Source organism: Candidatus Symbiopectobacterium sp. (assembly GCF_020054415.1).
GTDB lineage: Bacteria > Pseudomonadota > Gammaproteobacteria > Enterobacterales > Enterobacteriaceae > Symbiopectobacterium.
Genome location: NZ_JAHWCO010000488.1, coordinates 1 through 12,732, shown reverse-complemented (window position 1 = coordinate 12,732; position 12,732 = coordinate 1). Strand labels below are relative to the sequence as shown.

Below are 12,732 nucleotides of genomic sequence, written 5' to 3'. Positions count from 1 at the left end.
TGTGCTGTGGGCGTACGCCGATGGCCACTTTACTCGATGGAAAACGGATCTGGGCAGAAAAGAATCTGAACCAGATGTAATCTGACAGACACCTGTATAAATAATCGGTAACTGTCAGATCAGGTCTGAGCTAGTACAGATAAATATGGGCAGTGTGATAGAGCATCACATAGCAGCAGAGCAGAAAACGCAGCCATTCCAGTCCAATAAAGCGTTCTGTACGCGGTTTAATCATGATTGTCCCTCAGTGCCGAGCAGCAGTGCGCATTACACCAGATGGCGTCGAAAATCATTACCGTGGCAAATAGCAAAAAACTATTATTAATGTGAGTTTAGCAAAGTAAATAGCGGGAATAAGTAGGATTATGACGATAATCCTCATTCTTGTTTATGAATATTTTAATATTCATGATGTTATTTAACCAACTGAAAAGAAATGTAAAGTTTTTTAAAGAAGACTGAGTCTCTTTTTTCATCGGCATTCAGGTTTGCCCGTGAACTTAATCCGATCGAACGCATGAATGGCAGTAATGTTTATAAGGCGATTAAATCTCACAGAACAGCGCTAAGCAGCCTAGCAATCAAGGAGTAACAATGTTAACCGTGGATTTTTATTTGATTGATGCGTTTACACAGCACACGTTTGGTGGCAATGCGGCAGCGGTATGCCCATTGATGGCATGGTTGCCGGATGAACGCTTGTTGCAGATAGATGGCGCACCAGCACAACCGGCCTTTTTCGTGCCCTCAGAGCAGGGCTTTGCGTTACGTTGGTTTACCACTCAGGGTGAAATCAACCTGTGTGGACACGCCACGCTGGCGGCAGCGCATGTAATTTTCACCGCCATGGGGTACGCGGGAGAGACGATCCGTTTCTCGACCCGGTTTGTCGGGGAACTGACGGTCACGCGAAGTGACGCGGGGTTGACGCTTGATTTTCCGGCCTGGCAGGCGGAGCCGGTCACGCAGCTCGCGCTGCTATTGCGCTGCTTAGGGATCGACGACGCAGTTGAGGTGCGTGCGGCGCGCGATTTTATCTGGTGGTGCTGGAAAACCAACAACAGGTCGAAGCGTTAACGCCAGATATTCACGCCATGAAACCCTTGGGCAAACTGGTGTGCGTGACGGCACCGGGAGACGACTATGATTTTGTCAGCCGCTTTTTCTGCCCGGGAGAAGCCGTTGCCGAAGATCTGGTCACTGGCTCGGCGCACAGCATGTTGATTCCCTACTGGCACGATCGATTAGGAAAAATCACGATGCGTGCACGTCAGGTTTCAGCCCGTGGCGGCGATTTGCATTGCCAATGGCAAGGAGATCGGGTGCTGATTAGCGGCTAGGCGGTCACCTATCTTTCCTGCGTTAACCGCCAACGTGGTGCTGCCGGGATGGCGCTTATGGCGGCCCCCTGCGATTAAAAGATTTTCTCTTGCAGCACCCATACTGCCGCTTCCACACGCGATTTCAGCTTCATTTTTTTCAGCAGATGCTTAACGTGCACCTTCACCGTACTTTCCGTGATGGAAAGCTTGCGTGCAATCACTTTATTGGCAAGCCCTTGTGCCAGCAGTTTCAGAATATCGCGCTCACGGGGCGTCAACTGCTGAATGCTGCGATCGCTACCCTGACGATTTTCGCGCAGGCTGGCGGCGAGGATCGGCATCAGGGTTTCACTGAGTACCATCTTTCCCGATGCCGCCTGATGCAACGACGCCAACAAATCTTCCGGTTCCATGTCTTTGAGCAGGTAGCCGTCCGCCCCGTTTTTCAGGGCACTCACTACGTCATCTTCATGATCGGAAAAGCTAAAGACCACAACGCGGCCAGACAGCGCTTTTTCTCGCAACCGCACCAGCGTTTCCAATCCATTCATGCCGGGCATGTTCAGATCCAGCAAAATCAGGTCTGGATCTAACTCAGCCGCCAATACCACACCCTGTTCCCCATCGCTGGCTTCACCCACCACGCGCAAACCGGGTACCATGCTGAGCAACTGCTTTACGCCATTGCGCAACATCGGGTGGTCGTCGATCAATAAAAGGGTCGCGCTATCGTCATTTGGCACTTCATTCGTCATGGTGTCCTCCTGTTAATTCGCGGCGGTAGCGGTTTTCTGCGTCAAAAGTCACTTTCACCTGCGTTCCGCCATCCTGGTGGCGCGCAATAACACACTCTCCGTGCAGGCTGTGCGCGCGGTCTCGCATGATAATCAAACCGTAATGATTGGCGCACTGGCTATCCTGAACGATGCCGATGCCGTTATCACGTACGGTCAATTCGATACGTTTTTCGTGCCATATCAGCGTGATGTCCACCTCGGTCGCCTGCGCATGTTTGTAAATATTGCCGAGCGCCTCACGCACGATTTGCAGGACATGAATACCCTGATGGGCCGATACCGCTTGCTGTGGCAACTGATAATGCAAACGTAGGGGGAATCCCAAACGTTTTTCATATTCTTCAACGGTAGCGCGCAGCGCGGCCAACAGGCAGGACTCGTTGAGCTGAAGTCGAAAGGTGGTCAACAGCTCACTCAGTTGACGGTAGGCGGTGTTCAGCTCTTCACGCATTTCGGTCAACTGACTGCGTACCTCATCCGACAGATTTCCGCCTTGCATCCGAATGCAACTGACATGAATTTTCAGAGAGAGGCTGATGCGTTCGCTGAAATCACCGTGGCCGATGGCTTGCGCCATGGCGACCAGCTTACGCAGCGGTGTCAGCAAACGGTGACGTAGATAGAGAATAGTTGCCAGCAGTACCATGCCCATCAGCGCGATAAACAGGCGCTGGATTTTGGTGACCAGCGCAATGCGTTCTTCGGTACTGTGATCGATGGCAGACACCAGTGCATCCAACTGCGCCACAAAGGCGGCAACATCGCTGGCGGCTTCATCCGGGCGAGACGCCTGTTGCAACTGGGGACGCAACTGGGTTTGCCAGAAGGTGCGCAGTTGAGAAAATGGTTCGCTCAACCCTTCGCGCAGCACCGCTTGCTGCAAGTCGCTGTTGGCCTCATCACGTTCGAGGTCATCCAGGTAAATGTGGCTGCTATTGGACAACGGCACCATGGAGAGCAGGCGATAGCTTTGCATTCGCAAGGAGCCCGCTTTATTGATGGCGTGCGCATTTCCTTGGATGTTCTGCGACATCCAACTGGATATGCCCATACCCGCAATGCCGAGCAGTCCGAGTAACAACATCAGCATCGCTACCTGGTGTGTCAGTGACAGCGGCAGTAAAAGACGTTTAACCATGGGAACTCCACGTCGCCATCCTTCGCTCATAGCGTTGTTCAACGAATGTCCTGTTTTGCGCGAGTGCTTTGCCGCTGAATCCGGAGACAACGCGAAAGGTATCTGATAGGTCTGCATTCTTCACCATCCTTCGCTATAACCCTATACCCCTTAATAAGTACCCACAAATATCCGTCTCGGCTCATGGCTGGGAGTAGTTGAGGGTGAAGTCGCGTTAACGGGCTGAATTCGCAGTTTTTATTATTTAACGTAGGGTTACTCACAAGGTGGTGGATGGAGTGGAAACGGCATTTTTTACCTGACATGGCGTTGATTAATATCAATTTTATTTACACTGGCATCCCTCATGTTGCGCCCTGAATACCCTGTTGTTTCCTCAGGGTTATATACCGAGTTTTACTCACTGAGGTTTTTTTATGACGCAGTCTACAACAAATGATCCTACGAGCAAGCCGCTTAACGCGACCATTGGCGAGTGGTATCCGGAAGATGCCAATTTCTGGCAGCAACACGGTCAGCGCATCGCCACTCGCAACCTGTGGATTTCCATCCCGTGCTTATTGCTCTCTTTCTGTGTCTGGATGCTGTTTAGCACCGTAGCCGTTAACCTGAATAAAGTGGGGTTTCACTTCTCGACGGACCAGCTGTTTTTACTAACCGCGCTGCCCTCGGTGTCCGGCGCGCTGCTGCGCATCCCGTACTCCTTTGTCATCCCCCTCTTTGGTGGGCGACGCTGGACCACCCTGAGTACCCTGATTTTAGTGATCCCGTGCCTGTGGCTGGGGTTTGTGGTGCAGGATACGCAAACGTCATATCACACCTTTGTCATCATCTCATTGTTGTGCGGTTTTGCCGGGGCGAATTTCGCGTCCAGTATGGCGAACATCAGTTTCTTTTTCCCTAAAGCCAGACAGGGGGGAGCGTTAGGACTGAATGGCGGATTGGGCAATCTGGGTGTCAGTGTGATGCAGATTCTGGTTCCGCTGGTCATTTTCTTGCCATTGCTTGGCTCGACTGGCGGTGTAGCACAGGCGGATGGCAGCGCGGTGTGGCTGTATCGCGCTGCCTGGATTTGGGTGCCTTTCCTGCTGGTGGCATCGCTTGCAGCCTGGTTTGGCATGAACGATCTGAGCACCACCAAAGCCTCCATCAGTCAGCAACTGCCGGTGATCAAACGCTTGCACTTGTGGGTGCTCAGCTTTCTTTACCTCTCCACGTTTGGTTCGTTTATAGGTTTTTCCGCGGGATTTGCCATGCTCGCTAAAACCCAATTTCCCGATATCGTTATCCTGCACTACGCGTTTTTTGGCCCTCTGCTTGGGGCATTGGCGCGACCGGTGGGTGGCATACTGTCCGACCGTTTCGGCGGCGTACGCGTCACCTTGATCAACTTTATCCTGATGGCGCTATTCTCGGTATTGCTCTATCTGTCTCTGGCTGCGGATGGCCATGCGGGCAGCTTCGCCGTGTTCTTCGGGCTGTTTATGCTGCTGTTCCTCACCGCAGGGTTAGGCAGTGGCTCGACCTTCCAGATGATTGCCGTGATTTTCCGTCGTTTGACCACAGAGCGCGTTAAAGCGCGCGTCGGCAGCGATGACGACGCATTGCGTGAAGCGGCGACGGACTCCGCCGCCGCACTTGGTTTTATCTCTGCGATTGGCGCCATTGGTGGGTTCTTTATCCCCAAAGCGTTCGGCACGTCGCTTGAGTTGACCGGTTCACCGGCGGGGGCAATAAAAGTGTTTATTCTGTGTTATGGGGTGTGCGTGTTGATCACCTGGCTGTTCTATGGGCGTAAAACACCGCGATAGCCGCTAACCTGATGGTGAGTTCCCCGTCACCGCAGTCATTCCCGCGAAAGAGGGAATGACTTACAGAAGAAACACGTTCATTCTCATAGAGATCCACGGATTTCGCTGAGGATGACGAAGAGTAAAGAGACGGGTTCAGCAACCTCGCGCGGCGTATCATTGCGCCGCGTTTTGCTTTCTATCTGCCTCTCGCCACGCTACCTACCTCCAAATAGTCACGAGCTAAAATCATTGTTATCCCTTTGGGTATAAATGTCATTAATATCTATATTTTTCATATAGATATAGGTTTTAATTTTCATAATCCCTTGGTGGTATTTCGTTCGTTCTCACCGTTTGCCCCCCCCGGAGGAGCTTGATCGGTATCAATTTTGAACCCACCTCAGGTCGTTACCCTAGCGCCAATTGGAGCAATGTGCCGTAGGCAACACACCGTATCGGCTACGCGCATTCATAACGACAGAAGCCAGCAGGCTTCGCAGCAGGAGAGTCCGGATGAGCAAATTTCTTGACCGGTTACGTTACTTTAAACAATTGGCCGAGCCCTTTGCAGATGGGCACGGTCAGACGCTCAATACCAACCGGGATTGGGAAGACGGTTACCGCAGCCGTTGGCAGCACGATAAAGTGGTACGCTCAACGCACGGCGTCAACTGTACCGGATCGTGCAGTTGGAAAATCTATGTGAAAAATGGTCTGGTCACTTGGGAAACGCAGCAGACCGACTATCCTCGCACCCGCCCGGACCTGCCAAATCATGAACCGCGTGGCTGCCCGCGTGGTGCCAGTTACTCCTGGTATCTCTACAGCGCCAATCGCCTGAAATACCCGATGATGCGTAAGCGTCTTCTCAAGCTATGGCGGGAAGCCAAACTGGCGTACTCCGATCCGGTCGATGCTTGGGCTTCTATCGTGACCGACCCGGAAAAAACCGCTTATTACAAGAAAATCCGTGGTCGCGGTGGCTTTGTGCGTTCTGACTGGAGCGAGGTCAACGAACTGATCGCGGCTTCCAACGTATACACCGCCAAAACCTTTGGACCCGACCGCATTATCGGCTTCTCGCCAATCCCGGCGATGTCGATGGTGTCTTATGCGGCGGGTGCGCGCTACCTCTCGCTGCTCGGCGGTGTCTGCCTGAGCTTCTACGACTGGTATTGTGATTTGCCGCCGGCGTCGCCACAAACCTGGGGCGAGCAGACCGACGTGCCGGAATCAGCCGACTGGTATAACTCGTCATACATCATCGCCTGGGGTTCCAACGTGCCGCAAACGCGTACCCCGGATGCGCACTTTTTTGCCGAAGTGCGTTACAAGGGCACAAAAACCGTGGCCGTCACGCCGGATTATGCGGAAATCGCCAAACTCTGTGACCAATGGCTGAATCCGAAACAGGGTACCGACAGCGCCATGGCGCTGGCGATGGGACATGTTATCCTCAAAGAGTTTCATCTGGATAACCCGAGCCGCTATTTCACCGACTACGTGCGCCGCTACACCGACATGCCGATGCTGGTGTTGCTGGAACCTCGTGAAGAGGGCTACTACGCGGCAGGTCGCATGCTGCGCGCGTCCGATTTGCTGGACAATCTCGGTCAGAAGAATCATCCGCAGTGGAAAACGGTGGCGATTGATGAGCAGACGGGCAATCTGACTGCGCCGCAAGGCTCCATTGGCTACCGTTGGGGCGATCAGGGCAAATGGAATCTGGAGCAGCGTGATGGCGTTAGTGGCGAAGAAGTACAACTGCGCCTGAGCCTGCTGGGTGCGCACGATGAAGTGGCGGACGTTGGCTTCCCGTACTTTGGTGGGCTACCGAGTGAGCACTTCAGCAGCGTTGCCCTTGACGAGGTATTACGCCATAAACTGCCGGTAAAACGCCTGACGCTGGCCGATGGCAGCGAAGCGTTGGTCGCGAGCGTTTACGACCTGACGCTGGCGAATTACGGGCTGGATCGCGGACTGAACGATGACAACTGCGCTCGTGACTACGATGAAGTAAAAGCATATAGCCCCGCATGGGCCGAGCAGATCACCGGCGTCTCACGCCATAACATCGTGCGTATCGCCCGCGAATTTGCGGATAACGCCGACAAAACCCACGGGCGATCAATGATTATCGTCGGTGCCGGTATCAACCACTGGTACCACATGGACATGAACTACCGTGGCCTGATCAACATGCTGGTGTTCTGCGGCTGCGTTGGCCAAAGTGGTGGCGGCTGGGCGCACTATGTCGGTCAGGAAAAACTGCGTCCACAAACCGGTTGGACGCCGCTGGCGTTCGGTCTTGACTGGCAGCGTCCGCCGCGCCACATGAACAGCACTTCCTTTTTCTACAACCACTCGAGCCAGTGGCGCTACGAAACGGTAGCTCCGCAGGAATTCCTGTCGCCGCTGGCGGATAAATCCCGTTTTACCGGCAGCATGATCGATTTTAACGTGCGTGCCGAGCGCATGGGCTGGCTGCCCTCAGCGCCGCAGTTGAACGTGAATCCGCTCAGTATCGCTGCCCGCGCGCAGCAAGCGGGGATGACGCCGCAAGAGTATGCCGTGCAGGCGCTGAAAGCGGGCACTATCGCGTTTGCCGCTGAACAGCCGGACAATCCGCAAAACTTTCCGCGTAACCTGTTTATCTGGCGTTCTAACCTGTTGGGGTCGTCCGGTAAAGGGCACGAATACATGCTCAAATACCTGCTCGGCACTGAACACGGTCTGCAAGGCCAGGATCTCGGTAAGCAGGGCGGCGTTATGCCGGAAGAGGTGGAGTTGCAAGCGCAGGGAGGGGAAGGCAAGTTGGATCTGGTGGTGACACTGGATTTCCGCATGTCCAGCACCTGTCTCTATTCCGATATCGTATTGCCGACGGCCACCTGGTACGAAAAAGACGACATGAATACCTCGGATATGCATCCGTTTATTCATCCGCTGTCAGCGGCTGTCGATCCTGCCTGGGACGCCAAGAGTGATTGGGAAATCTACAAAGGAATTGCCAAAACCTTCTCGCGCGTGTGCCAGGGGCACCTTGGCGTGGAAACCGATCTGGTGACGTTGCCGACTCAACACGATTCTGCGGCAGAGCTGGCGCAGCCGTTCGGCGTGGATGACTGGAAAAAAGGCGAGTGCGATCTGATTCCCGGTAAAACCGCACCGCACCTGATGGTAGTAGAACGCGATTACCCGAACCTTTATGAACGCTACACCTCGGTGGGACCGTTGCTGGACAAACTGGGCAACGGCGGTAAAGGCATTGGTTGGAACACTAAAAATGAAGTCGATTTCCTGAAAAAACTCAACTACACCAAGTCTGAAGGCGCAGCGGTTGGGCGTCCAAAAATTGACACTGCCATCGACGCGGCAGAAATTATCCTGACGCTGGCACCGGAAACTAACGGTCAGGTTGCGGTAAAAGCCTGGGAGGCGTTGAGAAAATTTACTGGCCGCGACCATACGCATCTGGCGCTGAATAAAGAAGATGAAAAAATCCGCTTCCGCGATATTCAGGCCCAGCCGCGCAAAATTATCTCCAGCCCAACTTGGTCAGGTTTAGAAGATGAACATGTCTCCTACAATGCCTGCTACACCAACGTGCATGAGCTGATTCCGTGGCGCACGCTGTCAGGCCGCCAGCAGCTGTATCAGGATCACGAATGGATGCGCGCCTTTGGTGAAAGCCTACTTGTGTACCGTCCACCAGTGGATACCCGCGCGGTGGCACCGGTGATTAATCAGAAACCAAACGGCAACCCTGAGAAGCCACTCAACTTCCTGACGCCGCACCAGAAGTGGGGTATTCACTCCACCTGCAGCGACAACCTGCTGATGCTGACGTTGGGGCGCGGTGGGCCGATTATCTGGCTAAGTGAGGATGATGCACAGGATCTGGGCATCGTGGACAACGACTGGGTAGAGGCGTTCAACACCAACGGTGCACTGACGGCGCGTGCGGTGGTGAGTCAGCGCGTACCGGCAGGCATGAGCATGATGTACCACGCGCAGGAGCGCATCGTGAACCTGCCCGGATCAGAGGTCACTACCCAGCGAGGCGGTATTCATAACTCGGTGACGCGTATTACGCCGAAACCCACGCACATGATCGGTGGTTATGCGCAGTTATCCTACGGCTTTAACTACTACGGCACGGTTGGGTGTAACCGCGACGAATTCGTGGTGGTACGCAAAATGAAACGTATCGATTGGCTGGATGATGAAGGCCAGGATTACGAATAGCCCGCAGCCCGTTCACTGACCGCGCAGGAGAAAGCCTGATGAAAATTCGTTCCCAAGTGTGCATGGTGCTGAATCTGGACAAATGCATTGGCTGCCATACCTGCTCCGTCACCTGCAAAAATGTCTGGACCAGCCGTGAAGGGATGGAATACGCCTGGTTCAACAACGTCGAAACCAAGCCGGGTGTGGGCTATCCCCACGCCTGGGAAGATCAGGACAAATGGAAAGGCGGTTGGATCCGTAAAATCAGCGGCAAACTGGAACCGCGTATGGGCAATCGCGTCAGCGTGCTGTCCAAGATTTTCGCCAACCCGGATGTGCCGCAACTCGATGACTATTATGAGCCGTTTGACTACGACTACGAAAACCTGCGTAAAGCGCCGGAAGGGAAGCATCAGCCGATAGCGCGTCCGCGCTCGCTGATTACCGGACAGCGCATGAAGAAAATCGAAATGGGTCCGAACTGGGAAGATGATCTTGGCGGTGAGTTCAGTAGGCGTGCCAAAGACAAAAACTTTGAGCATATGCAAAAGGAGATGTACGGCCAGTTCGAAAACACCTTCATGATGTATTTGCCGCGTCTGTGTGAACACTGTCTAAATCCGGCCTGTGTCGCGACCTGCCCAAGCGGTGCGATTTACAAACGGGGTGAAGATGGCATTGTGCTGATCGATCAGGATAAATGTCGCGATTGGCGCATGTGCCTGACCGGCTGTCCGTACAAAAAAATCTACTTTAACTGGAAGAGCGGAAAATCAGAAAAATGCATCTTCTGTTACCCGCGTATCGAAAGCGGGCAACCGACACTCTGTTCTGAAACCTGTGTTGGTCGCATTCGTTATCTCGGCGTGCTGCTGTATGACGCTGATCGCATTGCTGAAGCGGCCGCCACGGAGAGCGAGCAGGATCTCTACCAGCGTCAGCTTGAGGTATTCCTCGAACCGAACGATCCTAATGTGATTGCTCAGGCGTTGAAAGACGGTGTGCCGCGCGGGGTTATCGAAGCGGCACAGCAATCACCGGTCTACAAAATGGCGATGGAGTGGAAATTGGCGCTGCCGCTGCACCCGGAGTATCGCACGCTGCCCATGGTGTGGTATGTGCCGCCGTTGTCACCCATCCAATCTGCCGCCGATGCGGGCGCACTGGCACACAGCGGTGTTCTGCCGGACGTGGAAAGTCTGCGCATTCCGTTGCAGTACCTGGCAAATCTGCTGACGACAGGTGATACCGCACCGGTACTGCTGGCGCTGAAACGAATGCTCGCGATGCGCCACTTTAAGCGCGCAGAAACCGTAGAAGGGGTGATCGATGCCCGTGCGCTAGAGCAGGTGGGGTTGACCGAAGCCCAGGCTCAGGAAATGTACCGCTATCTGGCGATTGCCAACTATGAAGATCGCTTTGTGGTGCCGTCCGGCCACCGTGAGCTGGCGCGTGACGCCTTTCCGGAAAGCAAAGGATGCGGTTTCAGCTTCGGCGATGGTTGTCACGGCAGCGACAGCAAATTCAACCTGTTTAACAGCAAACGCATTGATGCCATTGATGTCACCAGCAAAACACGTGACATGAACAGCAAAGTGATGCAGGAGGATTGATGATGATGACGTTACGCATTATCGCCCGTCTGCTCGATTACCCCGATGGGGAACTGTGGGCGCATCATCAGGATCTGATTGAGGCGCTGGCACAAGACGACACGCTGTCACTGCCAGTGTGTGAGCAATTGGCGCAGTTTATCCGACAACAGTGTGCGCAGGATCTGCTGGATAAACAGGCTGAATACTGCGCACTGTTCGACCGGGGCCGGGCGACATCGCTGCTGTTGTTCGAACATGTGCACGGTGAATCACGCGATCGAGGTCAGGCGATGGTGGACCTGATGCAGCATTATCATGCAGCCGGTCTGGAGCTTGACTGCCGCGAACTGCCGGATTTTCTGCCGCTCTACCTGGAATATATCTCGCTGTTGGGAGCAGCAGAAAGTCGTGCAGGGCTGCTGGATATCGCGCCCATTCTGGCGTTGCTCGGTGCGCGTTTACAGCAGCGCGACAGCGACTATACCCTGTTGTTTGACGTGTTGCTGGCGCTTTCGGGTAGCGCATTAAAAAGTGATGATGTCACGCATAAAGTGGCGGACGAAGCCCGTGACGACACGCCGCAGGCGTTGGATGCTGTATGGGAAGAAGAGCAGGTGAAGTTCTTTGGTGCGTAGCAGACCGCGCACCAGCGTCGCTTTGCGGGCGCGGTAGTACCCCAGTATCTGGATCTTGACGCACAACCTGCAGGAGAAAAAAACCATGCACTACGTTAATATGCTGTTGTTTGATATTTACCCTTATCTGGCAGGTACAGTGTTCCTTGTGGGAAGCTGGCTGCGCTATGACTACGGGCAGTATTCGTGGCGTGCAGGTTCCAGCCAGATGCTCGACAAAAAAGGTATGCGGTTGGCCTCGAACCTGTTTCATCTGGGGATTTTGGGGATTTTTTCCGGTCACTTTTTAGGGATGTTGACGCCGCATTGGATGTACGAAGCCTTTTTGCCCATTGAAGTGAAGCAAGAAATGGCGATGATCGGTGGCGGATCTGCCGGTGTACTGACGTTTGTGGGCGGTATTTTGCTGCTCAAACGCCGCCTCACTAATCCTCGCATCCGCGCCACGTCGAGCGTTGGCGACATTCTCATCCTGTCGCTGTTGGTGATTCAGGCAGGATTGGGGTTATTGACCATTCCGTTTTCCGCGCAGCACATGGACGGCAGCGAAATGATGAAGCTGGTCGGCTGGACACAGTCGATCGTGAACTTCCACGGCGGCGCATCGGCGCACTTAGACGGCGTTGCCTGGGTGTTTAAACTGCACATCGTGCTGGGGCTAACCCTGTTTGTGCTGTTCCCGTTCTGTCGCTTGGTACACATCTGGAGCGCACCGGTAGAATATCTCACGCGTCGTTATCAGTTGGTGCGCAACCGCCGCTAAGCGATACTGAAAATCCCGCCGTTATTCGGCGGGATTGTTTTGTTTCCGTATTACCGTTAGTTAAACAGCCCCAGCACAAAATTCAGGATCAGCGATGGAATCGTGAAATCCGGGTCAGCAAAGGTCACGCCTTTCGCGCACAGATCGGCAAACAGCGGCAGCGTGAGTGCTGGCAATACACAAAGCAACAGCCCATTGATAAAGCTGGCAATGATGGCACCTCTGAATCCACCCGTCGCATTGCCGAAAATGGCTGCTGCGCCGCCGGTGATAAAGCCTGCCATAATGCCGGGGACAATAATAGGCAGGCCGATAAACGGTCGTGTATTCAATATGTTGATTGCAGTGTGAAATGTCAGGTTTTGGATGTGGAATACAGTGGCTAAAGTTGATGTAAGATGCCCGTTTTGTGAACAGACATCTCCTGTGAAAAAACACGGTTATGGCAAAAGTGGCCAT

The 12,732-nt window shown here is 53.8% G+C and carries 7 protein-coding genes and 3 pseudogenes; 7 read left to right on the top strand and 3 right to left on the bottom strand.

The window, feature by feature from the left end:
• Nucleotides 1–594: 594 nt before the first annotated feature.
• Nucleotides 595–1,340, top strand: a pseudogene (locus QZ506_RS14335) (PhzF family phenazine biosynthesis protein).
• Nucleotides 1,341–1,414: 74 nt separating this feature from the next.
• On the opposite strand, the gene narL reads toward QZ506_RS14335, so the two are convergent.
• Entirely contained in the window at nt 1,415–2,077 is a 663-nt protein-coding gene (gene narL / locus QZ506_RS14330) for a two-component system response regulator NarL (protein WP_291971931.1), read from the bottom strand.
• Nucleotides 2,067–3,257 carry an ATP-binding protein gene (locus QZ506_RS14325; protein WP_291971928.1) on the bottom strand — a complete coding sequence of 397 codons (1,191 nt, stop codon included), beginning with the start codon at nt 3,255–3,257 and terminating at the stop codon, nt 2,067–2,069. The genes narL and QZ506_RS14325 overlap by 11 nt, the downstream gene beginning before the upstream one ends.
• Before the next feature lie 416 nt (nt 3,258–3,673).
• Between QZ506_RS14325 and QZ506_RS14320 the strand changes: the two genes are divergently transcribed.
• From QZ506_RS14320 to narI, 5 genes and pseudogenes are all read left to right on the top strand, one after another.
• Entirely contained in the window at nt 3,674–5,068 is a 1,395-nt protein-coding gene (locus tag QZ506_RS14320; protein WP_291971927.1) for a NarK family nitrate/nitrite MFS transporter, read from the top strand.
• A gap of 495 nt (nt 5,069–5,563) precedes the next feature.
• Nucleotides 5,564–9,298, top strand: a complete 3,735-nt coding sequence (locus QZ506_RS14315; RefSeq protein ID WP_291971925.1) for a nitrate reductase subunit alpha — start codon at nt 5,564–5,566, stop codon at nt 9,296–9,298.
• A gap of 38 nt (nt 9,299–9,336) precedes the next feature.
• Nucleotides 9,337–10,893 (top strand): nitrate reductase subunit beta, encoded by a 1,557-nt coding sequence (gene narH / locus QZ506_RS14310; RefSeq protein WP_291971923.1) that lies wholly within the window; start codon nt 9,337–9,339, stop codon nt 10,891–10,893.
• A gap of 2 nt (nt 10,894–10,895) precedes the next feature.
• Nucleotides 10,896–11,609 (top strand): annotated as a pseudogene (gene narJ, locus QZ506_RS14305) (nitrate reductase molybdenum cofactor assembly chaperone).
• On the top strand, nt 11,596–12,273 hold the full coding sequence (gene narI, locus QZ506_RS14300) for a respiratory nitrate reductase subunit gamma (RefSeq protein ID WP_291971921.1): 678 nt from the start codon (nt 11,596–11,598) through the stop codon (nt 12,271–12,273). Before narJ ends, narI begins: the two are co-directional and overlap by 14 nt.
• Nucleotides 12,274–12,329: 56 nt before the next feature.
• Here the strand turns inward: narI and QZ506_RS14295 are convergent, their stop codons facing one another.
• Nucleotides 12,330–12,557, bottom strand: coding sequence for a PTS transporter subunit IIC (locus QZ506_RS14295; protein ID WP_291971933.1), 228 nt, complete (start codon nt 12,555–12,557; stop codon nt 12,330–12,332).
• A gap of 94 nt (nt 12,558–12,651) precedes the next feature.
• Here QZ506_RS14295 and QZ506_RS14290 point away from each other — a divergent pair.
• A pseudogene (locus QZ506_RS14290) lies at nt 12,652–12,732 on the top strand (IS1 family transposase); the annotation flags it as partial.

Excerpts from the sequence above, each read along its gene's own strand:
- narL (WP_291971931.1), bottom strand. The coding sequence starts at position 2,077 with ATGACGAATGAAGTGCCAAATGACGATAGCGCGACCCTTTTATTGATC.
- QZ506_RS14325 (WP_291971928.1), bottom strand. The coding sequence starts at position 3,257 with ATGGTTAAACGTCTTTTACTGCCGCTGTCACTGACACACCAGGTAGCG.
- QZ506_RS14320 (WP_291971927.1), top strand. The coding sequence starts at position 3,674 with ATGACGCAGTCTACAACAAATGATCCTACGAGCAAGCCGCTTAACGCG.
- QZ506_RS14315 (WP_291971925.1), top strand. The coding sequence starts at position 5,564 with ATGAGCAAATTTCTTGACCGGTTACGTTACTTTAAACAATTGGCCGAG.
- narH (WP_291971923.1), top strand. The coding sequence starts at position 9,337 with ATGAAAATTCGTTCCCAAGTGTGCATGGTGCTGAATCTGGACAAATGC.
- narI (WP_291971921.1), top strand. The coding sequence starts at position 11,596 with ATGCACTACGTTAATATGCTGTTGTTTGATATTTACCCTTATCTGGCA.
- QZ506_RS14295 (WP_291971933.1), bottom strand. The coding sequence starts at position 12,557 with ATGGCAGGCTTTATCACCGGCGGCGCAGCAGCCATTTTCGGCAATGCG.